This is a genomic window from Pseudomonas sp. PDM20 (assembly GCF_014852575.3).
GTDB lineage: Bacteria > Pseudomonadota > Gammaproteobacteria > Pseudomonadales > Pseudomonadaceae > Pseudomonas.
On the sequence record NZ_CM181224.1, the window covers coordinates 5,829,648 to 5,852,474 of the forward strand.

Sequence of the window (22,827 nt, forward strand, 5' to 3'; positions counted from 1 at the left end):
TCTTACCTCTTAACTTTTAACCTTCACCGTTCGCAGCTTTCTGGCGCTTTGCCAGACGACCGCGAAAATCAAACAGACTGTCGACTACGGCGACAAGACAGATCACATTGCCCAGTACGAATACCAGCAGGTACAGCGGTGCCAGCCAGAAGCCCGGAAGCTTCTTCAGCGCGGCCAGGCCGTGCCCCAGTGCGATCCCGGCGAACAGCAGCGGGATCATGCACAGCGGCGCCAGCATGGTGGCCGCGGGACCTGCGAAGGGCAGAGCCACAACGCCGACCAGCAGCGCCAAAGCCGTGCCCGGCGACAAGCGCAGTGCGCGGAACTCGCGGCCAAACCCTTCCGGGTTGAACAGTACTGCTTGCCAATAACGCGCCAGCATCAGGCACAACAGGCTGATCGTCTGCAGCGAGGCTGCCATCAGGCCGGTGATGGTCGGGACCATCTCCGCCTGCAGGGCGGCCATCTGTTCCGGCGAAAGCTTGGCTTCGGCCAGAACCTGCGGCAGGGCCTTGCCGAATGCATCGGCCAGACCTGCGACCAACCCGGCCGACACCGTGCTGAGCAGCAGCACGAACACCGCACCGAGCACAACGCTCGCCAGCATCACCTGATTCCAGGACACCTTGCTGCGCAGAACCTGCGCCAGCACGGCACTACCCACCAGAACCAGACTCACGCTGGGGTCACCCAGGTACCACCAGGCCAGTGCCGGAAGCAGCGCCCAGGCCAGGATGCCAAAGGCATCGCTGGGACCACGGCGCAACAGCACCAGACTGCCTGCTGCGGCACCGAGCCAGAACAAAGGCTGCAGTACCGCGGCTGCGACGACCACCAGGGTCGCCTGCATGCGGCCTCGCATGACAAATTCAGCCAATGCGCGCATGCGATCTATCCATCAATTCCAGTCGACTGCCCGATCAACGGCCGTGGCTGTCGGTGTAGGGAAGCAGGGCCAGGTAGCGGGCGCGCTTGATAGCGGTCGCCAGCTGACGCTGGTACTTGGCCTTGGTGCCGGTGATACGGCTCGGAACGATCTTGCCGGTTTCGGAAACGTAGGCCTTCAGGGTGTTGAGATCCTTGTAATCGATCTCTTTCACGCCTTCAGCGGTGAAACGGCAGAACTTACGACGACGGAAGAAACGTGCCATGTGTGTGGCTCCTCAATACTGGTCCGGGATTACTCGTCAGCGCTGTCGCGGCTATCTTCGCCGTCAGCGGACTCGCCCTCGTTCGATTCGGGACGCTCACGGCGCTCGCGGCGCTCGTTGCGGCTCTCTTCGGCCTTCAGCATTTCGGACTGGCCGGTGACGGCTTCGTCGCGACGGATGACCATGTTACGGATCACGGCGTCGTTGTAACGGAAGTTGTCTTCCATTTCTGCCAGGGCCTTGGCGGTGCACTCGACGTTCATCAGAACGTAGTGAGCCTTGTGCACGTTGTTGATGGCGTAAGCCAGCTGACGACGGCCCCAGTCTTCCAGACGGTGGACTTTGCCGCCGTCTTCTTCGATGGCCTTGGTGTAACGCTCGACCATGCCACCGACTTGTTCGCTCTGGTCCGGGTGAACCAGGAACACGATTTCGTAATGACGCATAAATGCTCCTTACGGATTGCAGCCTGCCGACAAAGCGGTCAGACAAGGAGTGAATGATTTTTTCCTTGTCGCTCGGAAGCACGCGCGAACGCCTGCCCGGACGACAAGGGCCGACATTCTAGAGAAGCGCGCCGGGGGGCGCAAGGAAAACTGGTGAAACTTTGAACAGCGCGAGGCGGCAGGGGCCGCCTCGCGTGGGGACGTCAGGCGCCTGTCTTGAGCTCGCGCTGGCGGACGATCTCGAACAGGCACACACCGGTAGCCACCGAGACGTTCAGGCTGCTGACGCTGCCCTGCATCGGCAGCTTGGCCAGGTAGTCACAGTGATCGCGGGTCAGACGGCGCATGCCCTTGCCCTCGGCGCCCATCACCAGCACGGTCGGCCCGGTGAGGTCGAGTTCATAGAGCATCTGGGTCGCCTCGCCGGCAGTGCCGACGATCCACAGGCCGCGCTGCTGGAGCTTCTCCAGGGTGCGCGCGAGGTTGGTCACGGCCACCAGCGGGATGACTTCGGCTGCGCCGCAGGCCACTTTACGCACGGTGGCGTTGAGGGTGGCGGACTTGTCCTTCGGCACGATCACCGCCAGCGCACCCGCCGCATCGGCGGTGCGCAGGCAGGCGCCGAGGTTGTGCGGGTCGGTCACGCCGTCCAGCACCAGCAGCAGCGCCGGGCCGGCGGAGCGCTCCAGCAGCTCCTCCAGCATGTTCTCGCCCCACACCTGGCTCGGGCTGACCTCGGCGACCACGCCCTGGTGTACGCCCTCGGCCCACTCATCCAGCTCCTTGCGGTCGCGCGTGCCCACCGGCACGCGCGCCTGCCCGGCCAGCTCGACCAGCGCCTGCACGCGCGGGTCCTGACGGCCTTCGGCCAGCCACAGCTGCTTGACCCGTTTCGGGTGATGGCGCAGCAGCGCTTCTACGGCATGGACTCCGTAGACCTGTTCCCATTGACTCATTTCTTCGCCTTACGCTTGCTGGCCGGCGCGCCGCCAGTGGCTCCCGCCTTGGGCGCAGCAGAGCCCTTGCGGTGCTTGGAGGACTTGGCGGACCGGGCTTTCTGTTTCGAAGGATTGCGCGGCTTGCCCGCAGCGGGGGCGCCCTTGCCTTTACCGGCCGCCGGCTTGTTGCCGCCAACCTTGGCCTCTTCGAGCAGCGCCTTCTTCACTTCGCGACTCTTGCGCACATCGGTATTGCCGAGCATTTCGTCGGCCTTGGCGAGCATTTCAGGGGCTACCGACGGCAGCGCCTGGACCACGCCGACCTTGCGCTTGCGCGGCTGCACGGCAACATCCGGCGCGAGGTACGGATCGTCCACCACCGCACGCGGAGCCCGCGCCGGTTTGTCTTTCGCCGCCACAGCCTTGGGCGCCCGGCCCTTGGCCGCTTTACCCTTGGCGACCGGTTCGGCCTTCTCGCCACGCTTCTTGCGGCCGATGGGCGCGCTGAGCACGTTGTCGGAGAGCTCGAAGTCGATCTTGCGCTCGTCCAGGTCGACACGCGCGACGACTACCTCGACGGTATCGCCAAGACGGAAGCTGCGGCCGGTGCGCTCGCCACTCAGGCGATGATGCACGGCATCGAAGTGGTAGTAGTCGCCGGGCAGTGCAGTGACATGCACCAGGCCTTCCACATAGATGTCGCTCAGCTCGACGAAGATGCCGAAGCCAGTCACCGCAGTGATCACGCCGGGGAAGGTCTCGCCCACGCGCTCGCGCATGAACTCGCACTTCAGCCAGTTGGTGACGTCACGGGTCGCCTCGTCGGCGCGGCGCTCGGTCAACGAACACTGCTCGCCCAGTTGGGCCAGACGGGCTTCATCGTACGGATAGATGCGCGCTTTCGGCATGCTGGCGGCGCCAACGCGTTGCACGTGCTCGGAAGCCGCCTTGGAGCGGATCAGGCCACGGATGGCGCGGTGGGTCAGCAGGTCCGGGTAACGGCGAATCGGCGAGGTGAAGTGGGTGTAGGCCTCGTAGTTCAGGCCAAAGTGGCCGGCGTTCTCGGGGCTGTACACCGCCTGGCTCAAGGAGCGCAGCATCACGGTCTGGATCAGTTGCAGGTCCGGGCGGCCCTGGATGGACTCCAGCAGCTTCTGGTAGTCCGCCGGGGTCGGGTCGCCCTTGCCGCGATAGAGCGTCAGGCCCAGTTCGCCGAGGAACTGGCGCAGGTTGTTCAGCTTTTCCTGCGGCGGGCCGTCGTGGACGCGGTACAGCGCCGGGATGGCGTGCTTCTCGAGGAACTTGGCGGTGGCGACGTTGGCCGCCAGCATGCATTCCTCGATCAGCTTGTGCGCATCGTTGCGCTGGGTCGGGCGGATTTCCGAGATCTTGCGGTCCGCGCCGAAGACGATGCGGGTTTCCTGGGTCTCGAAATCGATCGCGCCACGCACGTGACGCGCGCCGACGAGGACCTTGTACAGGTCATAAAGGGTATTGAGGTGCGGCACCACCGCCGGCAGCTGTTCCTTCAGGCGCTGGCCTTCGGGGCTGTCCGGGGTTTCCAGGTACTGACTGACCTTGGTGTAGGTCAGGCGCGCATGGGAATGGATGACCGCCTCGTAGAACTGGTAGTCGGTCATCTTGCCGGCCTTGGAGAGATTCATCTCGCAGACCATGGCCAGACGATCGACCAGCGGATTCAGGGAGCACAGGCCGTTGGAAAGAATCTCCGGCAGCATCGGGATCACGCGCTCGGGGAAGTACACCGAGTTGCCGCGCTTGGCCGCCTCTTCATCCAGGGCCGAACCGACCTTCACATAATGAGAGACGTCGGCGATGGCGACGAACAGCTTCCAGCCGCCACCCTTGCGCTTCTCGGCGTAGACCGCGTCGTCGAAGTCGCGGGCGTCCTCGCCGTCGATGGTGACGAAAGGCAGGGCGCGCAGGTCGACGCGCTTCTCCTTGTCCTTCTCCAGCACTTCGGGCTTGAGCTTGGCGGCTTCCTTCTCCACGGCCTCCGGCCAGGTGTGGGGAATGTCGTAGCTGCGCAGGGCGACTTCGATTTCCATGCCCGGCGCCATGTAGTCGCCGAGCACTTCCACCACTTCACCCTGGGCCTGGCGATGCACGCTCGGCCACACGTCGATGCGCACCTGGACGAACTGGTTGTGCTTGGCCTTGCCAGCCTTGCCCGGCGGGATCAGCACTTCCTGCTGGATTTTCGGATTGTCCGCCACGACCGTGCCGATGCCGCTCTCGTCGAAGTAGCGACCAACGATGGTCTCGTGGGCGCGCTCGACCACTTCTACTATCGCGCCTTCGCGGCGACCACGGCGGTCGAAGCCCGACACGCGCGCCAGGGCGCGGTCGCCGTCGAACACCAGGCGCATCTGCGTCGGGCTGAGGAACAGGTCGTCGCTGCCGTCATCGGGGATCAGGAAGCCGAAGCCGTCGCGGTGGCCGGCGATGCGGCCAAGGATCAGGTCGAGCTTGTCCACCGGGGCATAGGCGCCACGGCGGGTATAGATAAGCTGGCCGTCGCGCTCCATGGCGCGCAGTCGGCGGCGCAGTGCTTCTTCGGGCTCTTCGCCGGAGAGGCCGAGTTCGTCCATCAGCTGGGACCGCGTCGCGGGGGCGCCGCGCTCGGCAAGGTGCGCCAGGATGAGTTCACGGCTGGGGATGGGGTTGTCGTATTTTTCCGCCTCGCGGGCGGCCTCGGGATCGAGGTTTTGCCAATCGGCCATTAAAGTGCGGTCACCTTATATATAGGGATATGGATCGCCATGTGCTTATTGAAGCGCGAAACCCGCCCGTCGGTCAGCTTCGGGCAAGAATAAATTTTTTATCGCATCAGGGGTTTACAAGCGAAAACGCTCTCCGTATAGTTCGCGCCCACAGCGTCAGACAGATGTTGTAACACGGAAACGATGAGTAATCATCGACTCCAGTGCCCAGGTGGCGGAATTGGTAGACGCACTAGGTTCAGGTCCTAGCGGTGGCAACACCGTGGAAGTTCGAGTCTTCTCCTGGGCACCACTTATTCAAGGATAAAGTCAGTCTCTGACAGGCTTTATCAGGCGGGTTCGGAACCCTGATAACCGAACAATAGACCGTCAGATGCAACCAAGGGTTGCATCACCGCAAGACGATGAGCGATCATCGCACCCCATGCTGAAAAGCATGCCCAGGTGGCGGAATTGGTAGACGCACTAGGTTCAGGTCCTAGCGGTGGCAACACCGTGGAAGTTCGAGTCTTCTCCTGGGCACCATCTTCAAACGAAAAAGCCGAGCATAGCTCGGCTTTTTTGTTTTCGGCATTCCGTCTTTTACCTCGCCAGGCGCGAACGCCCGGCGAGGTCTACCAACCTCAAGCCTTGAACTGCCCCAGACTGGCGCGCAGCTGACCGGCCAAGCCATCGAGCACCCGCCCGCTGCTGGCCGTCGCACTCACCGCTTCCGCCGCGCGACTCGCCTCGGCATGGATCACCTCGACCCGCCCACGCACCGCCGCGGCGCCGGCCGCCTGCTGTTGCGCCGAATGAGTCGCCGCCTCGATGGCGCCGTGCACCTCCTCCACCGCGCTCTGCACTTCGCGCTGCAGGCGCTCGCTGTCCTGCAGCGCAGCCAAACCCTGCACCGCCTGCTCGCGAGCCTGCCCGATAGCGGATACCGCCTCGCGCGCACCCTCCTGCAACGCCCCGATGTGCGACTGGATATCACCCGTGGATTGCTGGGTCTTGCTGGCCAATGCACGCACCTCGTCCGCCACCACGGCGAACCCGCGCCCACTCTCGCCAGCACGCGCCGCCTCGATGGCCGCGTTCAGCGCCAAAAGATTCGTCTGCTCGGCGATGCCATGGATTACCGAGAGCACCACTTCGATCTGCTCGCTCTGCCGCGCCAGGCGCTCGATCACGCCGGCGCCATTCTGCACGCGGGATTCCAGGGTTTCGATCAGGCCACCCACCTTGCGAGCGATGGCCGCATTGTCCTGCGCCGCCTTGCGGATCTCGCCGATCCGCGCCAACGCCGCCTGCATGGAGCGGCTCTCCATTTCCGCCTCCGCCGCCATGCCCGAGAGCGCCTCCAGGCTACCGGCCACCTCATTGCGCTGCCGGTCCGCCGCCGCCTCGGCACTGGCGCTGCGACTGGCCAGCGCGGCGATTTCACTGCCGGTCTGCTGCGCCACCTGCCCCGCCTCACGCACGATGGGCTGGAGCTTATCGACGAAGCGGTTCACCGCCGTCGCCATCTCACCCAGCTCGTCACGACTATCCAGGCGCACGCGCCGAGTCAGGTCACCCTCCCCGGCCGCCAGGTCATTCAGCGCATCGATCAGCAAGCGCAGGCGATTCACCACACGCCGACCGAGCACGACAGCCAGGCAGAGCAATACACCAAGCCCTACCAGCAGCAGCCCCATGCCGATACGCCAGCGCAGCGTTCCCGCCGCCTCTTCGATGGAAGCCTTCGCACTCTGACTCATGCCGTCCGCCGCCTGCTTCGCCGATTGCAGACGCGCGGTAAGCGCCCTGGTGCTGTCCGCCGCAGCGCCTGCAAGGCTGTCGCCCACGAGCTGATCGCCGCTGGCAACCAGGGCGGAGAAGCGCTGGTCCAGTGCGGCGATCTGCTTCTCGATGGCATCAGTGGAAACGCCCAGACGCACCGTACCGATGACCACGCCATTGGGACTGATCGGCGCCTCGACGAGAAACACCGAGCTGTCGTGGCTTGCCGCCTCCAGCACCTTGTCCAGGGCGCGCTCGCCCTTGCCCTTCTCCAGCAGCGCCTGCACCCGCACATCCTCTCGATTGAGGTAGCGGGTCAGGTGCTGGCCCTGCGGATCGTCGTAGACCACAAAGAGCACATTGGGGTTGGCCTGGGCGCGCCGGGCATAGTCGGAGAGCACCGGCACGTCGTTGTCCCACATGGCCTTGGGCGCCACGGCGGCGAGCAACTGCGCCAATTCCGTGGCGGACTGGCGCAGGTTCTGCTCCAGCCCCTCACGCAACTGGCCCTGCTCTTCCTCCAGCCGCGCAGAGAGCGCAGAGCCCAGACGCTCGCGAGTGCGCGCGGAAAGATCGTTCAGCCCGGAAGTCACTTCCTTGCCGGCCTGCTCCAGCTCGCCGGCCAGGCGTTGCGATTCGTTACCCAGGTGCGCCCCCAGGTCGCTGACCAGACCATCGACGGTGCTACGGGTAAGCCAGAGGGCAATCGCCAGCTGCACCAGCAGCGCGACTCCCAGGGCGATGAAAGCGGGGCGCAGCAAGCGACTGCGCAATAAAGACAGGACGGCGGACACGGCGGGCTTCCTCCGGACGTAACGGATGTCTGGCGCGAAAGGCGCCAATCCGTTTCACCAGCAAAGCGCGTGCCGCTGCGAAAAACCAAACCTCGGAAACGACAACGGGCCGCATGAGCGGCCCGTTGCAGTGTGCAGCTGAGGATCAGCCGAACGGATGGCGCAGGACGATGGTCTCGGCGCGGTCCGGGCCGGTGGAGATGATGTCGATGGGCGCACCGACCAGCTCCTCGATGCGCTTGATGTAAGCACGCGCATTGGCCGGCAGGCCTTCCAGGGTCTGAACACCGACGGTGGATTCGCTCCAGCCCGGCAGGTCTTCGTAGATCGGCTGCAGGCCGATGTAGCTGTCGGCGTCGGTCGGCGCGTCGGTCAGCAGTTCGCCGGCGGCGTTCTTGTAGCCGGTGCAGATGCGCACGACTTCCAGGCCGTCGAGGACGTCCAGCTTGGTCAGGCACAGGCCGGACAGGCTGTTGATCTCGATGGCGCGACGCAGGATGACGGCATCGAACCAGCCGCAACGACGGGCACGGCCGGTGGTGGCGCCGAACTCGTGACCGACCTTGGCCAGGCGTGCACCAACGTCATCGAACAGCTCGGTCGGGAACGGGCCGGAACCCACGCGAGTGGTGTAGGCCTTGGTGATACCCAGGATGTAGTCCAGGTACAGCGGACCGAAGCCCGAGCCGGTGGCGGTGCCGCCAGCGGTGGTGTTGGAGCTGGTGACGAACGGGTAGGTGCCGTGGTCGATGTCCAGCAGCGAACCCTGGGCACCTTCGAACATGATGTTCTCGTTGGCGCGGCGCAGGTCGTGCAGGGTCGAGGTCACGTCGGCCATCAGCGGCTTCAGTTCTTCGGCGTAGGCCATGCACTCGTCCAGAGTCTTCTGGAAGTCGACGGCCGGCTCCTTGTAATAGTGCTGCAGGACGAAGTTGTGGTAGTCCAGAACCTCACCCAGCTTGGCGGCGAAACGCTCACGGTGGAACAGGTCGCCCACGCGCAGGCCGCGACGGGCCACTTTGTCTTCGTAAGCCGGGCCGATGCCGCGACCGGTGGTGCCGATCTTCGCGTCGCCACGGGCCTTCTCGCGAGCCTGGTCCAGGGCCACGTGGAAGGACAGGATCAGCGGGCAGGACGGGCTGATGCGCAGGCGCTCGCGCACCGGTACGCCCTTTTCTTCCAGCTTGGCGATCTCGCGCATCAGCGCGTCGGGTGCCAGCACCACGCCATTACCGATCAGGCACTGCACGCCTTCGCGCAGGATGCCCGACGGAATCAGGTGCAGTACGGTCTTCTCGCCAGCGACCACCAGGGTATGACCAGCGTTGTGGCCGCCCTGGTAACGCACCACGGCAGCAGCCTGGTCGGTCAGCAGGTCGACGATCTTGCCTTTGCCCTCATCACCCCACTGAGTGCCCAGGACTACGACATTCTTACCCATAACTCTTGTCCCCATCGTGGATGTTCGGTGCCGGCCGCGGCCGGCAGAAACTCGAAGTGGCGCGCCTCAGAGCGCAGCCACCTGCCAATTGCCATCGCGAGCCAGCAATTGCTGGTCGCAGCCCGCTTCGGAAGCCGAAGCCGCATCCTGCCCGGGCAGCGCCTGTACGACGCGCACGCCCTGACGGCGCAACTGCTGCACCGCCTGCCACAAGCCAGCCCCATCGGCCGGCGCCCAGACTCCGGTGCGCGGCTCGTCGAGCTGGGCGCGGCCGAGAGTGACCAGGGTCTTGAGGTCGGTAGAGAAACCGGTGGCCGGACGCGCACGGCCGAAATCGGCGCCGATGTCGTCGTAACGGCCGCCCTGGGCGATGGACTCGCCAACCCCAGGCACGAACGCGGCAAACACCACGCCCGTGTGATAGTGATAGCCACGCAGCTCGCCGAGGTCGAAGTACAACGGCAGTTGCGGGAAGCGCGCCGCCAGCGAATCGGCGATGGCGGTGAGATCAGCCAGCGCCGCCTGGACGTTGGCCGGAGCACCAGCGAGCACTTCGCGCGCCTGTTCCAGCACCTCACGATTGCCGCACAGCTCGGCGAGCGCACGAAGCATGCCGGCGAGCTCGCTCGGCAGGCCTTCGGTCAGCGCCGCGACGTCGTCCACGGCCTTGCGCTGCAGGGCGTCGAACAGCAGCTGCTCGACTTCGCCAGACAGCCCGGCAGCCTGGGCCAGGCCGCGGTAGATGCCGACATGACCGAGATCCATGTGCACGTCCGGCACCTGGGCCATCTCGAGCATGTCGAGCAGCAGACTGATCACTTCGACGTCACCGGCCGAGCCGGTGTTGCCATAAAGCTCGGCGCCCAGCTGGATCGGACTGCGCGAAGTGGCCAGCGCACGCGGACGGGCATGCAGCACGCTGCCGGCGTAGCACAGCCGGTTCGGGCCCTCGCGACGCAGACTATGGGCGTCCATGCGCGCCACTTGCGGCGTGATGTCCGCACGGAAGCCCATCAGGCGGCCGGAAGCCGGATCGGTGACCTTGAAGGTACGCAGGTCCAGATCCTGGCCGGCACCGGTCAGCAGGGATTCCAGGTATTCGATATGTGGAGTGACGACGAACTCGTAACCCCAGCGCTGGAACAGGTCCAGCACCTGACGGCGGGCTGCTTCAACGCGGGCCGCCTCCGGTGGCAGCACTTCTTCGATTCCATCTGGCAGCAGCCAGCGGTCTACCGTTGCCATGTCGCCTCTCTCCTTTTTTTAGGCCGGGCGGCACTTCAATGAATGCAGTAAAGAAGGACGGTACCGAGCAGCATGCTGCCCAGCCCGATGAGTCTCAGACTGCGGTCGCCAAGGCGCCCGAGCCCGCTCACGGCGTCGCGCCAACCACGCGGATACAGGAATGGAAGGATGCCTTCCAGCACCAGCAACAGACAGAACGCCTTGCCGAATTCCTGCCACATGGCTCTCGTACATCATTCTCGCGGACGCAAAAAAGCCGGGATTTCCCGGCTGACCCATGATAACACGATTTCTCCGGCGGGCGCTGCCGCCCGCCGGAGACTTTGACTCAGGGTTTAGCTTTTTCGAGGTAGCGGAAGAACTCGTTGCTCGGATCGAGCACCAGTACGTCCTTCTTGTCGGCAAAGCTCTCGCGGTAGGCCTTGAGGCTGCGAGTGAAGGCGTAGAACTCCGGATCGGCGGTGTAGGCCTTGGCGTAGATCGCCGCCGCCTTCGCATCGCCATCACCGCGAGTCTCTTCCGACTCACGATAAGCCTCGGCCAGCAGTACGCGACGCTGACGATCGGCATCCGCACGGATACCTTCGGCCAGCTCACGACCCTTGGCGCGGTGCTCGCGCGCTTCCCGCTCACGCTCGGTGCTCATGCGCTCGAACACGCTGCGGTTCACTTCCTTGGGCAGGTCGATGGCCTTGACGCGAACGTCGACCACCTCGATACCCAGCTCCTTCTGCGCCATGCGGTTCAGCGAGGCAGTGATATCGCCCATCAGCGCATCACGCTCACCCGATACCACTTCGTGCAGGGTGCGCTTGCCGAACTGGTCGCGCAGACCGGCTTCCAGACGACGGGACAGACGCTCGTCGGCAATCTGCTTCATACCCGAAGTCGCGGTGTAGAAGCGCTCGGCATCAGAGACGCGCCACTTGGCGTAGGCGTCGACCATCACCGCTTTCTTCTCCAGCGTCAGGAAGCGCTGGGTCGGCGAATCCAGGGTCAGCAGGCGGCCATCGAACTTGCGCACCGTGTTGACGTACGGAATCTTGAAGTGCAGGCCGGGCTTCACGTCCGGCTCGACCACGCGACCGAAGCGCAGCATGACGGCGCGTTCGGTCTGCTGCACCACGTAGACGCTGCTCCAGACGGCAACAGCAACCACCACGCCCGCGATGAGGGCGATCAGGGACTTGTTACTCATCAGCGGCTCTCCCGGGTACGCGTGTCACGCTGCTGCAGGTCGTTGGCGACCCGCGAACCGATGTCCGGCGTGCTGCTGCTCGCACTCGGCGTGCTGCTCGGAGTTGCCGAACCGCGGCCATCCATCATCTTGTCCAGCGGCAGGTAGATCAGGTTGTTCTGACCCTGCTGGCCGGTCACCAGGACCTTGCTGGTCTGGCTCAGGACGTCCTGCATGGTGTCCAGGTACAGGCGCTGACGGGTCACGTCCGGCGCCTTGTGGTACTCACCGGCCAGCTTGGCGAAGCGATCAGCCTCACCCTGGGCGCGGGAGACCACTTCATCGCGGTAGCCGTTGGCTTCCTCGATGATGCGCTGGGCCTGACCACGGGCTTCGGGCACCACGCCGTTGGCGTAGGCTTCGGCCTGGTTCTTCTCGCGCTGCTCGTCCTCGCGGGCACGGATCACGTCGTCGAACGCTTCCTGTACTTCACGCGGCGCGGCGGCGCTCTGAATGTTCACCTGGGTCACCGTGATACCGGTCTTGTAGGTATCGAGGAAACGCTGCAGGCGATCACGCACCTCGGTGGCCATCTGTTCACGGCCCTCAGTGAGGATCTTGTCCATGGTGGTGGAGCCGGCCACGTGGCGCAGGGCGCTTTCGGTGGCGTGCTGCAGGCTCACTTCCGGCTGGTCGACGTTGAGCACGAAGTCCTTCAGGTTGCTGACCTTGTACTGCACGGTCAGCGGAACCTCGACGATGTTCTCGTCCTCGGTGAGCATCTGACCCTGCTTGCTGTAGGCACGCTCGCGGGTGACGTTCTCCTGGAACTTCTTGTCGATCGGCGGGAAGTAGATATTCAGGCCGGGGCCCACAGTCTCGTGGTACTGGCCGAAGCGCAGGATCACTGCCTGCTCCTGCTCATCCACCACGTAGATGGCGTTGTACAGCCACAGCACGGCGAGGATTGCCAGGCCGATACCGAACAGACCGAGGCTGCCGCCCCGACCACTGCCGCCACCGCCCGAACCACTGCCGCGCTTGGGTTTGCCGAAAATTCCGTTCAGGCTGTCTTGCAGCTTGCGGAAGGCCTCATCCAGATCAGGCGGGCCCTGGCGACCACCACCACGGCGTCCACCCCAGGGGTCCTGGTCGTTCTTGTTCGAGTTGTCACCCGGCTCATTCCAAGCCATAGCGCTCTCCATCTGATAACGCGAAAACGCGCCTACGGCGCGCCCACCTATGCTACCGAATGCCCCTTACGCTGCCAAAAACAGTGTGCCGGGCTTTATTGCAAAGTGTGTTGCGCAATGAACTCCGCCGGCTGCCAGCCTTCGCGGCTCACCATGCGGTTCAACTCGACACGCGGCAGGCGGACCTGCAAAACGGCGCGTCCTTGTTCGTCGTGATTCTCCGACTGTACCGCACCCAGCTCGAAGAACTGAGCCCGGAGTCGTCCCAGGCGCTGTGGCAGGCAGAGCGTTCCAACGAACATGTCCTCCCCCAGCAGCTCGGAGATCGCCTGTTCCAGCAACTCCAGCCCGCGCGATTCCCGCGCCGACAGCCAGACGCGGACCGGCTTGCCCAGCTCGTCGCGCTGGATCATCGGCTGCAAGTCCGGCAGCAGGTCGATCTTGTTGTACACCTCGAGCATCGGCAACTCGTTCGCGCCGATTTCCTTCAGCACCGCCAGCACCTGTTCGATCTGCGCATCGCGATCCGGCTCGTGGGAGTCGATCACATGCAGCAGCAGATCGGAGTTGCTGGATTCTTCCAAGGTAGCCCGAAACGCCTCCACCAGCTTGTGCGGCAGGTGGCGAATGAAGCCCACAGTGTCAGCCAGCACGATCGGACCGACGTCATCCAGCTCCAGACGGCGCAGGGTCGGGTCGAGGGTGGCGAACAACTGGTCGGCCGCATAGACCTCGGAAGTGGTCAGCGCATTGAACAGCGTGGACTTGCCGGCGTTGGTGTAGCCCACCAGGGATACCGCCGGAATCTCCGCACGGCGACGGCCGCGACGAGCCTGCTCGCGCTGGCTGCGGACCTTCTCCAGGCGTGACTTGATCTGACGGATGCGCCCACGCAGCAGGCGGCGGTCGGTTTCCAGCTGGGTTTCACCCGGGCCACGCAAGCCGATACCGCCCTTCTGGCGCTCAAGGTGAGTCCAGCCGCGTACCAGACGCGTGCTCATGTGTTCCAGCTGGGCGAGTTCCACCTGCAGCTTGCCCTCGTGAGTCCGGGCGCGCTGGGCGAAGATATCGAGGATCAGACCCGTACGATCGAGCACGCGGCATTCGAGCGCTCGCTCGAGGTTGCGCTCCTGGCTCGGCGTGAGGGTGTGATTGAAGATGATCAGCTCGACCTTCTCGGCGTGGACGAGGTCGTGCAACTCTTCGACCTTGCCGCTGCCGATCAGGTACTTGGCTGAGGGCTGATGGCGCGAAATGCTGACGAAAGCGACCGCTTCCGCGCCTGCCGAACGGGCCAGCTCCTGGAATTCCTGCGGGTCTTCGCGCGCCTCGGGGTCCTGACCTTCCAGATGGACCAGAATGGCCCGTTCCCCACCACCCGGGCGCTCAAAGAACAAGGCGGACTCCCGTCAAACGTTGCCCGGCTCGGCCGGTTGATCACCGGTGGGCAGGCGCACGGGGCGGCTGGGAACCACGGTGGAAATAGCGTGCTTGTAGACCATCTGGCTGACAGTGTTCTTCAGCAGGATGACGAACTGGTCGAAGGATTCGATCTGACCCTGCAGCTTGATGCCGTTGACGAGGTAGATGGAAACCGGAACGCGTTCTTTGCGCAGGGTATTGAGGTAAGGGTCTTGTAGCGAATGCCCTTTTGACATATGCCGCACTCCTTGTAAGGGTAAAAAACTGATTTAGTAGTAGTCGAATTTGGCTTAACGCCGTCCTGAACCCCAAGGATAGACGGCCGGAATTAAGGTCTCGAACCTATATGGAGACCGCCTCAAAGTATTTCAAGGCACGCGGCAAATTGTCGCTTGCCTGACTGTCCAACCAGTGTAGATCGCTCCAGCTGCGGAGCCAGGTGAACTGGCGCTTGGCCAGCTGCCGCGTGGCAATGACGCCGCGCTCCACCATCTCAGCGTAGGACAGTTTGCCCTCGAGGTAATCCCATACCTGTCGGTAACCCACCGCTCTTATGGACGGCAGCCCCACGTGCAAGTCATTCCTTGCGCGAAGGCGTTCGACCTCGGCGATGAAGCCCTGTTCCAGCATCTGGTCAAAACGTTGCGCGATACGCTCATGCAACACCTGGCGCTGCAGAGGCGCGATCGCCAGATGAGCCACAGTATACGGTAATTGTCCACCGCCTTGCGCGCCGAGACCCGCATTTTCACTCGCCTGGCGAAGGCGGTGTGCAGTCATGGACATACCGCTCACGCGGTATACCTCGAGGGCCCGGACAAGTCGCTGAGGATCATTGGGATGGATGCGCGCGGCCGACTCCGGGTCAATGCGCGCCAGCTCTTCATGCAGGGCGCCCCAGCCTTCGGCGGCGGCCCAGGTTTCCAGTTCGGCACGCACCGCAGCGTCGGCGCCGGGCATATCGGCCAGGCCTTCCAGCAACGCCTTGAAATACAACATGGTGCCGCCGACCAGCAGCGGGATCTTCCCGGCCGCGGTGATCTCGGCCATGGCCGCCAGCGCATCGGCACGGAATTCCGCCGCCGAATAAGCTTCGCTGGGGTCACGGATATCGATCAGGCGGTGCGGGAATTCCTCCAGCACCTCGCGCGGCGGCTTGGCGGTGCCGATATCCATACCGCGATAGATCAGCGCCGAATCCACGCTGACCAGTTCCACCGGCAGCAGGCGCGCCAGCTCCAGCGCCAGGTCGGTCTTGCCGGCGGCGGTGGGGCCCATGAGGAATATCGCGGGAGGCAGGGACATCGGGGACTCGTTCTTACGCACTACTGGATAGGCGCACTGCGGGTTATTGCGAGCTGCTGAATCGATTGGCGTGCAGTTTACTGCACTTTCCTGAACGCAAGCTTACGAAAATCAACGTCCCCGCAGGAACAGCTTGTCCAGCTCGTCGAGTCCCAGCTGGGTCCAGGTCGGTCGACCGTGGTTGCACTGGCCGCTGCGCTCGGTCACTTCCATGTCGCGCAGCAGGCCGTTCATCTCCGGCAGGGTCAGCCGGCGGTTGGCGCGCACGGCGCCGTGACAGGCCATGGTGCCGAGCAGCTCGTTGAGGTGCGCCTGGATGCGGTCGCTGGTGCCGTATTCCAGCAGGTCGGCAAGCACGTCGCGCACCAGCTGGGTGGCCTCGGCCTGCTTGAGCAGCGCCGGAATCTGACGGATCGCCAGGGTTTCCGGGCCGAGGCGCTGCAGTTCGAAGCCGAGCCGGGAGAACCAGGCCCCGTGTTCTTCCGCGCAGTCCGCCTCGCGCTCGCTGACCGCGATAGATTCGGGCACCAGCAGCGGCTGGCCTCGCAAGCCTTCGCTGGCCATGGCGGTCTTCAGGCGCTCGTACATGATGCGCTCGTGAGCAGCGTGCATATCCACCAGAACCAGGCCGTGGGCATTCTCCGAGAGGATGTAGATGCCCTTGAGCTGCGCCAGTGCATAACCCAGCGGCGGCACGTCCTGGCTGCTTTCCGGCAGAGCCTGTGGCACCTGGTCGGGCAGCGGGGCGAAATAGGCCTTGTAGGCGCCCTGCGCCTCCTGAATCGGTGGCATTTCCGGGCGATTCGGCTGGTAACTGTAGCCACCGCCACCGCCACTGGAACCGCTAGAAGCCGGGCTCGGCTGCCAAGCACGCGCGGCGGCCGGGGCCTCCAGCACGGTCTCGGACAGGCGCATCTCACCCTGAGGGCCGAATTCGCCGGCTTCCGCGCCGGTCGGGCGCGGCACGGTCAGGGTGGTCGCTCCCGGTGGTGCCAACTGGTCGTCCGGACGCACTTCCGCCAGCGCCCGGTGCAGGGTGCCGTAGAGGAAGTCGTGGACCATGCGGCTGTCGCGGAAACGCACTTCGTGCTTGGTCGGGTGGACGTTGACGTCTACCACCGACGGGTCGACCTCGAAGAACAGCACGAAGGTCGGATGACGGCCGTTGTACAGCACGTCGCGATAAGCCTGGCGCACGGCATGGGCGACCAGTTTGTCGCGCACCATGCGGCCGTTCACGTAGAAGTACTGCAGGTCCGGCTGACTGCGGGAGAAGGTCGGCAGGCCGACCCAGCCCCAAAGGTGCAGGCCGTTGCGCTCCACTTCGATGGGCAGTGCCTGCTCGAGGAACCCGGTGCTGCAGACGGCACCCACGCGGCGGGCGCGGGACGCTTCGTCCTTCGCCTCGTGCAGAGAAAGGATGGTCTTGCCGTTGTGGCGCAGATGGAAAGCCACGTCGAAGCGCGCGAGCGCCAGACGCTTGATGACTTCCTGCAGGTGATCGAATTCGGTCTTCTCGGCACGCAGGAACTTGCGTCGCGCCGGTGTATTGAAGAACAGGTCGCGCACTTCGATGCTGGTGCCCACCGGGTGGGCCGCCGGCTTCACGGTGGATTCCATGTCGCGGCCCTCGACCTCCACCTGCCAGGCCTGTTCGGCGTCGGCGGTGCGCGAGGTCAGGGTCAGGCGCGAGACAGAGCTGATCGAGGCCAGCGCTTCGCCCCGGAAACCCAGGCTCATCACCCGCTCGAGGTCTTCCAGTTCGCGGATCTTGCTGGTGGCATGGCGCGCCAGGGCCAACGGCAGGTCGTCTGCCGGGATGCCACTACCATCGTCGCGCACGCGCAGCAGCTTGACGCCGCCCTGCTCGACCTCGACGTCGATGCGCTTGGCACCGGCATCCAGGCAGTTTTCCAGCAGCTCCTTGATGACCGACGCGGGGCGCTCGACCACTTCGCCAGCAGCAATCTGGTTCGCCAGCCGCGGGGTGAGCAGCTGGATTCGGCGCACGTCACTCATTGCTGCGACGCCAGGGAGGTGCCCGGAATCTTCAGCACCTGGCCAATCTTCAGCTCGTCGCTCTTGAGCGAGTTGGCGCTGCGGATCGAGGCGGTGCTGACGTCAAAGCGGCTGGCAACCATCGCCAGGCTGTCGCCACTACGCACCACGTATTCACGCGGGCCGGAAGCCAGTTGGCCGCCATCCCGCAGCGAGGCGATGTAAGTGCCCGGTGGCGGGGTCTGCACGAAGTACTGGCGCACGCCAGCGGCGATGGAGCGCGCCAGCGCCTGCTGGTGCGAGCCGCTGGCCAGCTTGGCGGATTCGTTCGGGTTGGAGATGAAGCCGGTTTCCACCAGGATCGACGGGATGTCCGGGGACTTCAGCACCATGAAGCCGGCCTGTTCCACGCGGCGCTTGTGCAGCGGGGTGACACGGCCAACGCTGGTCAGCACCTTGTGGCCGACATCCAGGCTGGAGGACATGGTGGCGGTCATCGACAGGTCGAGCAGCACACCGGCGAGCATCTTGTCCTTGTCGTCGAGGTTCACGCCGCCGTCGCCGCCGATGAGGTCGGAACGGTTTTCCGTGTCGGCCAACCAGCGCGCGGTCTCGGAGGTGGCGCCACGGTCGGACAGGGCGAACACCGAGGCGCCAAAGGCGCTGCGGCTGGGCGCGGCGTCGGCGTGGATGGAGACGAACAGGTCCGCGCCCTTCTTGCGGGCGATCACGGTGCGATTGCGCAGCGGGATGAAGTAGTCGCCGGTCCGCGTCAGTTCGGCGCGGAAGCCTTTCATCTGGTTGATCTGCCGCTGCAGTTCGCGGGCGATCGACAGGGTGATGTTCTTCTCGTGCAGCCCGTTCGGGCCGAGAGCGCCGGGGTCTTCGCCGCCGTGGCCGGCGTCGATGGCAATCACCACGTCGCGCTTGCCGCCGCTGCTGGGCGCGGGGATCTTCGCCACCGACTGCGCCGGGCTGACCGGCGTGGCGGGCACACTGGGCGTCGGGGTCGCAGGGACGTCCGGGGCGATATCGGCACCCTGGTCATACAGGTCGACGACCAGGCGATTGCCGTATTGCTGGTTCGGCGGCAGCACGAAGCTCTTGGGCGTGACCGCATTCTTCAGGTCCAGCACCAGGCGCAGGTCGGTGGGCGAGCGCTGGGCAGAGCGCATCGCGGTGATCGGCGTGTTGTTCAGCTTGAGCTTGTCGAGGGCGGCGGACATCTGCGCGCCGTTGATGTCGACGACAATGCGGTTGGGCGCACTCAGGGTGAACAGACTGTGCTGCACGGGGCCGGACAGATCGAACACCAGGCGTGTGTTGTCCGGCGCGCGCCAGATGCGCACGCTCTTGATTTGCGTGGCGGCAGAAACCTCGCCGGCCAAGAATGCCAGCAGAACGGACACCCCGATAAACAACGCCCGAAGGCGCAACCCCCAACCCATCTTTTTTCTATGCTCCCGTGGCCAGGGCGGCACACCAGGCTTCGCCCCGTGTTCCGTGCGGGTCGAGGCGCAGCATGCGTCCGCCCGCATGCGGAACAATGGTAATGTCCATGTCGGCCTTTGGCAAAATGCCTTTGCCACGCTCTGCCCATTCGATCAGGCACAACGCATCGCCTTCGAAGTAGTCACGGATGCCCAGGAACTCCAGTTCCTCCGGGTCGGCAAGGCGGTAGAGGTCGAAGTGGAAGGCGCGCAAGTCGCCGATTTCGTAGGGTTCGACCAGGGTAAATGTCGGACTTTTTACCGATCCGCCATGGCCCAATCCCCGCAGGATGCCGCGCGACAGCGTGGTCTTGCCCGCCCCCAGGTCGCCATGCAGGTAGATCACCCCGTGCCCGCCGGTCGCTTCGGCAATCCGGCGACCGAGATCGACCATGGCCTCTTCGCCGTCGGCGAACAGATTCAGTTCAGGCATGGGGACAGCTCCTCGAGCAACTGACGAACGGCAGGAATCAGATCAGCGGCAGCCAGGCCGCGGCCCTGGGAGCCCAGCGACTCGCCGGCAAGGGCATGCAGCCAGACGGCCAGGCACGCAGCATCGAAACCGGACAGCCCCTGCGCCAGCAAAGCACCAAGGATGCCAGAGAGCACGTCGCCCAGCCCCGCACCCGCCATCGCCGGGTGCCCATGACTGCACAGCGCCAGCCGACCATCCGGGGAAGCGATCAGACTGCCGACGCCCTTGAGCACGACCACCGCCTGATAACGCTGCGCCAGAGCATGCGCGGCTCTCGGCCGATCGGCCTGGACCGCGGCAGTGGAAATACCCAGCAGACGCGCCGCCTCGGCCGGATGGGGCGTAATCACCCAGTCGCTGGACGGCCGTGCGACCAGGCCTTCAGCCAGCAGATTGAGCGCATCGGCATCCCACACCTGCCGACGCTCCAGGCTCGCGGCGGCGCTGACCAGTACGCGCCCCCAGGCTTCGCGGCCGACACCGGGGCCGACCACCAGCACATCGGCGCGCTCGGCAAGGCGCAGCAGCTCAGCGGAAGAGGAGACGCCGCGCGCCATCAATTCAGGCCGGCGAGCCAGTGCAGCAGGTACGTGGGCGACACGGGTCGCCAGCGACACCAGCCCGGCGCCACAGCGCAGCGCGCTCTCGGCGGCCAGCAGCACGGCGCCGCCCATGCCGGTATCGCCACCGATCACCAGGGCATGGCCGAACAGCCCCTTGTGCGCGGCTTTCGGGCGCGCGGCCAGGCGAGCCAGCGATGCCGGGGCGAGACGGCGCGCCGCGCCATCCGCAGAAATCAGCGCAGGATCGGCATCGAGCCCGTCGAACACCAGCTCACCGCATTGATCGGGGCCATTGCCGGTGAACAGGCCGAGCTTGAGGCCGATGAACGTCACAGTCAGGTCGGCATTCACCACACAACCCAGCACTTGCCCGGTGTCGGCGCTGAGACCGGAAGGAATGTCCACGGCCAGCACCGGCAGGCCGCTGGCGTTGATCGCAGCGATGGCCGAGGCGTAGGGCTCGCGCACCTCGCCGCCGAGACCGGTGCCCAGCAGCGCATCCACCAGCACACCGCGCAGCTCGGCGCGGTCGCTCCAGGCTTCGATATCCACGCCGACCGAACGCGCTTCGCCATGGGCCGAGGCGGCATCGCCGGACAGGCGGGAGGCATCGCCGACCGCCAGCACGCGCACGCGCCAGCCGGCGCGCAGCGCCAGTGCGGCGATCAGGTAGCCATCGCCGGCGTTGTTGCCGTGACCGGCCAGCACGGTGATCTCGCCGGCATCCGGCCATTGGCGACGCAGGGCGCGCCAGGCGGCATGCGCGGCACGGCGCATCAGTTCGAAGCCGGGCGTGCCGGCGGCGATCAGGCGTGCGTCGAGGTCGCGCACCTGCTGGGCGCTGTACAGATTCAGGGGCAGATCGTCGTGGGCAGTCATCGCTGTTCCGGGCGGCAGAATGTGTCGCCTTGGCGTACGGACGGGCCGACGCCGGCAAGGTCTGGCAGAATTATACGCACCCGGACTTCGCTTTCTCGCCTTCCATGCACGATTCGACACTCGACTATGCCGACCTCGCCCTCTCCATCAAGGACTGGGGGCGCGAACTCGGCTTCCAGCAGGTAGGCATCAGCGGGCTCGATCTCGAGGCCCACGGCGAACACCTGCAACGCTGGCTGGAGGCGGGCTACCACGGCGAGATGGACTACATGGGCGCCCACGGCAGCAAGCGCTGGCGGCCGGACGAACTGGTGCCCGGCACCTTGCGGGTGGTGTCGCTGCGCATGGATTACCTGCCCGGCGACACGCGCATGGCGCAGGTGCTGGGTGATCCGCAGAAGGCTTATGTCTCGCGCTACGCCCTGGGCCGCGACTACCACAAGCTGATCCGTAAGCGCCTGCAGCAACTGGCCGAACGCATCCAGCAGCGGGTCGGGCCGTTCGGTTTCCGCGCCTTCGTCGACAGCGCGCCAGTGCTGGAGAAGGCCATCGCCGAGCAATCGGGACTGGGCTGGATCGGCAAGAACACCCTGGTGCTCAACCGCAAGGCCGGCAGCTACTTCTTCCTCGGCGAGCTGTTCACCGACCTGCCGCTGCCGGTGGACCAACCCCACGGCACGGAACACTGCGGGCGCTGCTCGGCCTGCATGGACATCTGCCCCACCGCCGCCTTCGTGGCGCCCTATGTGCTGGATGCGCGGCGCTGCATTTCCTACCTGACCATCGAATTGAAGGGCCCGATTCCCGAAGACCTGCGCCCGCTGATCGGCAACCGCGTGTTCGGCTGCGACGATTGCCAGATGGTCTGCCCGTGGAACCGCTTCGCCCGCGCCACCGACCAGGGCGACTTCCAGCCGCGCCACAGCCTGGACAACGCCGCACTGGCGGAGCTGTTCCTGTGGACGGAAGAGGAATTCCTCAGCCGCACCGAGGGCTCGCCACTGCGGCGCGCCGGTTACGAGCGCTGGCTGCGCAACCTGGCCGTGGGGCTGGGCAATGCACCATCGACCATCCCGGTGATCGAGGCGCTGCGCGCGCGGCGGGAGTTCCCGTCGGAACTGGTGCGCGAGCATGTGGGGTGGGCGCTGACGCGCCACGGGCTCTAGGCTACAGGCTACAGGCTACAGGCTACAGGCCATAGGCTACAGGCGAGCCTGCTCTTGCCTGCAGCCTATGGCCTGCCGCCTGCAGCCGCCCTCATGCCTTGATGAAGTGCTCGCGGTAGTAGCGCAGCTCGGCGATGGATTCGCGGATATCGTCCAAGGCCAGGTGGGTGTTGCCTTTCTTGAAGCCGTCACGTACCGCCGGCGCCCAGCGCGCAGCCAGCTCCTTGAGGGTGGAGACGTCCAGGTTGCGGTAGTGGAAGTAGCCTTCCAGCTTCGGCATGTGGCGGTAGAGGAAGCGGCGATCCTGGCAGATGCTGTTGCCGCAGATCGGCGAGCTGCGCTTGGGCACCCACTTTTCCAGGAAGGCGATGGTCATCGCCTCGGCTTCGGCAGCCGAGATGGTGCTTTCGCGCACCCGCTGGGTCAGGCCGGACTGGCCGTGCTGGCGGGTGTTCCACTCGTCCATGCCGGCGAGCAGCTCCTCGCTCTGGTGCACGGCGATCACCGGGCCTTCCTCGAGGATGTTCAGGTCGCTGTCGGTGACGATGGTCGCCATCTCGATGATGACGTCCTTGTCCGGGTCCAGCCCGGTCATTTCCAGGTCGATCCAGATCAGGTTCTGCGGGTTCTGCATGA

20 protein-coding genes, 2 tRNA genes and 1 pseudogene are annotated in these 22,827 nt (G+C 65.1%); 3 read left to right on the plus strand and 20 right to left on the minus strand.

Features of this window, described 5'->3' with window-relative positions; all coding sequences use genetic code 11:
* Positions 1 to 16 precede the first annotated feature (16 nt).
* From IB261_RS26895 to rnr, 5 genes are all read right to left on the minus strand, one after another.
* A complete protein-coding gene (locus IB261_RS26895; protein ID WP_151188491.1) occupies positions 17 to 886 on the minus strand; it encodes a hypothetical protein in 870 nt (289 codons plus the stop codon).
* Between the two features lie 34 nt (positions 887 to 920).
* On the minus strand, positions 921 to 1,151 hold the full coding sequence (gene rpsR / locus IB261_RS26900; protein WP_003095634.1) for a 30S ribosomal protein S18: 231 nt from the start codon (positions 1,149 to 1,151) through the stop codon (positions 921 to 923).
* Between the two features lie 29 nt (positions 1,152 to 1,180).
* Complete coding sequence (gene rpsF, locus IB261_RS26905; protein WP_015479136.1) at positions 1,181 to 1,597, minus strand: 30S ribosomal protein S6; 417 nt, start codon at positions 1,595 to 1,597, stop codon at positions 1,181 to 1,183.
* A gap of 203 nt (positions 1,598 to 1,800) precedes the next feature.
* A complete protein-coding gene (gene rlmB / locus IB261_RS26910) occupies positions 1,801 to 2,553 on the minus strand; it encodes a 23S rRNA (guanosine(2251)-2'-O)-methyltransferase RlmB (protein WP_192383738.1) in 753 nt (250 codons plus the stop codon).
* On the minus strand, positions 2,550 to 5,279 hold the full coding sequence (gene rnr, locus IB261_RS26915; RefSeq protein ID WP_192383737.1) for a ribonuclease R: 2,730 nt from the start codon (positions 5,277 to 5,279) through the stop codon (positions 2,550 to 2,552). Before rnr ends, rlmB begins: the two co-directional genes overlap by 4 nt.
* 205 nt (positions 5,280 to 5,484) lie before the next feature.
* Here rnr and IB261_RS26920 point away from each other — a divergent pair.
* Positions 5,485 to 5,571, plus strand: a tRNA-Leu gene (locus IB261_RS26920).
* A gap of 146 nt (positions 5,572 to 5,717) precedes the next feature.
* Positions 5,718 to 5,804 (plus strand) — tRNA-Leu (locus IB261_RS26925).
* Between the two features lie 98 nt (positions 5,805 to 5,902).
* On the opposite strand, the gene IB261_RS26930 is transcribed toward IB261_RS26925, so the two are convergent.
* From IB261_RS26930 to IB261_RS26995, 14 genes and pseudogenes are all read right to left on the minus strand, one after another.
* On the minus strand, positions 5,903 to 6,787 hold the full coding sequence (locus IB261_RS26930; RefSeq protein ID WP_405307448.1) for a methyl-accepting chemotaxis protein: 885 nt from the start codon (positions 6,785 to 6,787) through the stop codon (positions 5,903 to 5,905).
* Between the two features lie 21 nt (positions 6,788 to 6,808).
* Positions 6,809 to 7,465 (minus strand): annotated as a pseudogene (locus IB261_RS26935) (methyl-accepting chemotaxis protein); the annotation flags it as partial.
* A gap of 517 nt (positions 7,466 to 7,982) precedes the next feature.
* Positions 7,983 to 9,278 (minus strand): adenylosuccinate synthase, encoded by a 1,296-nt coding sequence (locus IB261_RS26940; RefSeq protein ID WP_081515536.1) that lies wholly within the window; start codon positions 9,276 to 9,278, stop codon positions 7,983 to 7,985.
* A 66-nt stretch (positions 9,279 to 9,344) separates the two neighbouring features.
* Complete coding sequence (locus tag IB261_RS26945; protein ID WP_192383735.1) at positions 9,345 to 10,523, minus strand: ATP phosphoribosyltransferase regulatory subunit; 1,179 nt, start codon at positions 10,521 to 10,523, stop codon at positions 9,345 to 9,347.
* A 35-nt stretch (positions 10,524 to 10,558) separates the two neighbouring features.
* Entirely contained in the window at positions 10,559 to 10,744 is a 186-nt protein-coding gene (locus tag IB261_RS26950; RefSeq protein WP_037012084.1) for a DUF2065 domain-containing protein, read from the minus strand.
* Between the two features lie 107 nt (positions 10,745 to 10,851).
* A complete protein-coding gene (gene hflC / locus IB261_RS26955) occupies positions 10,852 to 11,721 on the minus strand; it encodes a protease modulator HflC (protein WP_081515534.1) in 870 nt (289 codons plus the stop codon).
* Positions 11,721 to 12,893 (minus strand): FtsH protease activity modulator HflK, encoded by a 1,173-nt coding sequence (gene hflK / locus IB261_RS26960; RefSeq protein WP_151188494.1) that lies wholly within the window; start codon positions 12,891 to 12,893, stop codon positions 11,721 to 11,723. Before hflK ends, hflC begins: the two co-directional genes overlap by 1 nt.
* A 95-nt stretch (positions 12,894 to 12,988) precedes the next feature.
* Entirely contained in the window at positions 12,989 to 14,290 is a 1,302-nt protein-coding gene (gene hflX, locus IB261_RS26965) for a ribosome rescue GTPase HflX (RefSeq protein WP_081515532.1), read from the minus strand.
* 12 nt (positions 14,291 to 14,302) lie between these two features.
* Positions 14,303 to 14,551: an RNA chaperone Hfq gene (gene hfq, locus IB261_RS26970; RefSeq protein WP_017520393.1), complete on the minus strand. Its 249-nt coding sequence runs from the start codon at positions 14,549 to 14,551 to the stop codon at positions 14,303 to 14,305.
* A 106-nt stretch (positions 14,552 to 14,657) separates the two neighbouring features.
* Positions 14,658 to 15,620: a tRNA (adenosine(37)-N6)-dimethylallyltransferase MiaA gene (gene miaA / locus IB261_RS26975; RefSeq protein ID WP_081515531.1), complete on the minus strand. Its 963-nt coding sequence runs from the start codon at positions 15,618 to 15,620 to the stop codon at positions 14,658 to 14,660.
* Between the two features lie 111 nt (positions 15,621 to 15,731).
* Positions 15,732 to 17,639, minus strand: a complete 1,908-nt coding sequence (mutL, locus tag IB261_RS26980; protein ID WP_192383734.1) for a DNA mismatch repair endonuclease MutL — start codon at positions 17,637 to 17,639, stop codon at positions 15,732 to 15,734.
* Complete coding sequence (amiB, locus tag IB261_RS26985; RefSeq protein ID WP_192383733.1) at positions 17,636 to 19,066, minus strand: N-acetylmuramoyl-L-alanine amidase AmiB; 1,431 nt, start codon at positions 19,064 to 19,066, stop codon at positions 17,636 to 17,638. The genes mutL and amiB overlap by 4 nt, the downstream gene beginning before the upstream one ends.
* A 7-nt stretch (positions 19,067 to 19,073) precedes the next feature.
* Positions 19,074 to 19,541, minus strand: coding sequence for a tRNA (adenosine(37)-N6)-threonylcarbamoyltransferase complex ATPase subunit type 1 TsaE (gene tsaE, locus IB261_RS26990; protein WP_081515528.1), 468 nt, complete (start codon positions 19,539 to 19,541; stop codon positions 19,074 to 19,076).
* Complete coding sequence (locus IB261_RS26995; protein WP_192383732.1) at positions 19,529 to 21,025, minus strand: NAD(P)H-hydrate dehydratase; 1,497 nt, start codon at positions 21,023 to 21,025, stop codon at positions 19,529 to 19,531. Before IB261_RS26995 ends, tsaE begins: the two co-directional genes overlap by 13 nt.
* Positions 21,026 to 21,129: 104 nt before the next feature.
* Between IB261_RS26995 and queG the strand changes: the two genes are divergently transcribed.
* Positions 21,130 to 22,191 (plus strand): tRNA epoxyqueuosine(34) reductase QueG, encoded by a 1,062-nt coding sequence (gene queG, locus IB261_RS27000; RefSeq protein WP_192383850.1) that lies wholly within the window; start codon positions 21,130 to 21,132, stop codon positions 22,189 to 22,191.
* Positions 22,192 to 22,282: 91 nt separating this feature from the next.
* Here the strand turns inward: queG and orn are convergent, their stop codons facing one another.
* The gene (gene orn / locus IB261_RS27005; RefSeq protein WP_151188498.1) at positions 22,283 to 22,825 is read right to left on the minus strand and encodes an oligoribonuclease; all 543 of its coding nucleotides are present in this window, start codon (positions 22,823 to 22,825) and stop codon (positions 22,283 to 22,285) included.
* Between the last annotated feature and the right edge of the window lie 2 nt (positions 22,826 to 22,827).

Excerpts from the sequence above, each read along its gene's own strand:
- IB261_RS26895 (WP_151188491.1), bottom strand. The coding sequence starts at position 886 with ATGCGCGCATTGGCTGAATTTGTCATGCGAGGCCGCATGCAGGCGACC.
- rpsR (WP_003095634.1), bottom strand. The coding sequence starts at position 1,151 with ATGGCACGTTTCTTCCGTCGTCGTAAGTTCTGCCGTTTCACCGCTGAA.
- rpsF (WP_015479136.1), bottom strand. The coding sequence starts at position 1,597 with ATGCGTCATTACGAAATCGTGTTCCTGGTTCACCCGGACCAGAGCGAA.
- rlmB (WP_192383738.1), bottom strand. The coding sequence starts at position 2,553 with ATGAGTCAATGGGAACAGGTCTACGGAGTCCATGCCGTAGAAGCGCTG.
- rnr (WP_192383737.1), bottom strand. The coding sequence starts at position 5,279 with ATGGCCGATTGGCAAAACCTCGATCCCGAGGCCGCCCGCGAGGCGGAA.
- IB261_RS26930 (WP_405307448.1), bottom strand. The coding sequence starts at position 6,787 with ATGGCGACGGCGGTGAACCGCTTCGTCGATAAGCTCCAGCCCATCGTG.
- IB261_RS26940 (WP_081515536.1), bottom strand. The coding sequence starts at position 9,278 with ATGGGTAAGAATGTCGTAGTCCTGGGCACTCAGTGGGGTGATGAGGGC.
- IB261_RS26945 (WP_192383735.1), bottom strand. The coding sequence starts at position 10,523 with ATGGCAACGGTAGACCGCTGGCTGCTGCCAGATGGAATCGAAGAAGTG.
- IB261_RS26950 (WP_037012084.1), bottom strand. The coding sequence starts at position 10,744 with ATGTGGCAGGAATTCGGCAAGGCGTTCTGTCTGTTGCTGGTGCTGGAA.
- hflC (WP_081515534.1), bottom strand. The coding sequence starts at position 11,721 with ATGAGTAACAAGTCCCTGATCGCCCTCATCGCGGGCGTGGTGGTTGCT.
- hflK (WP_151188494.1), bottom strand. The coding sequence starts at position 12,893 with ATGGCTTGGAATGAGCCGGGTGACAACTCGAACAAGAACGACCAGGAC.
- hfq (WP_017520393.1), bottom strand. The coding sequence starts at position 14,551 with ATGTCAAAAGGGCATTCGCTACAAGACCCTTACCTCAATACCCTGCGC.
- miaA (WP_081515531.1), bottom strand. The coding sequence starts at position 15,620 with ATGTCCCTGCCTCCCGCGATATTCCTCATGGGCCCCACCGCCGCCGGC.
- mutL (WP_192383734.1), bottom strand. The coding sequence starts at position 17,639 with ATGAGTGACGTGCGCCGAATCCAGCTGCTCACCCCGCGGCTGGCGAAC.
- amiB (WP_192383733.1), bottom strand. The coding sequence starts at position 19,066 with ATGGGTTGGGGGTTGCGCCTTCGGGCGTTGTTTATCGGGGTGTCCGTT.
- tsaE (WP_081515528.1), bottom strand. The coding sequence starts at position 19,541 with ATGCCTGAACTGAATCTGTTCGCCGACGGCGAAGAGGCCATGGTCGAT.
- IB261_RS26995 (WP_192383732.1), bottom strand. The coding sequence starts at position 21,025 with ATGACTGCCCACGACGATCTGCCCCTGAATCTGTACAGCGCCCAGCAG.
- queG (WP_192383850.1), top strand. The coding sequence starts at position 21,130 with ATGCACGATTCGACACTCGACTATGCCGACCTCGCCCTCTCCATCAAG.
- orn (WP_151188498.1), bottom strand. The coding sequence starts at position 22,825 with ATGCAGAACCCGCAGAACCTGATCTGGATCGACCTGGAAATGACCGGG.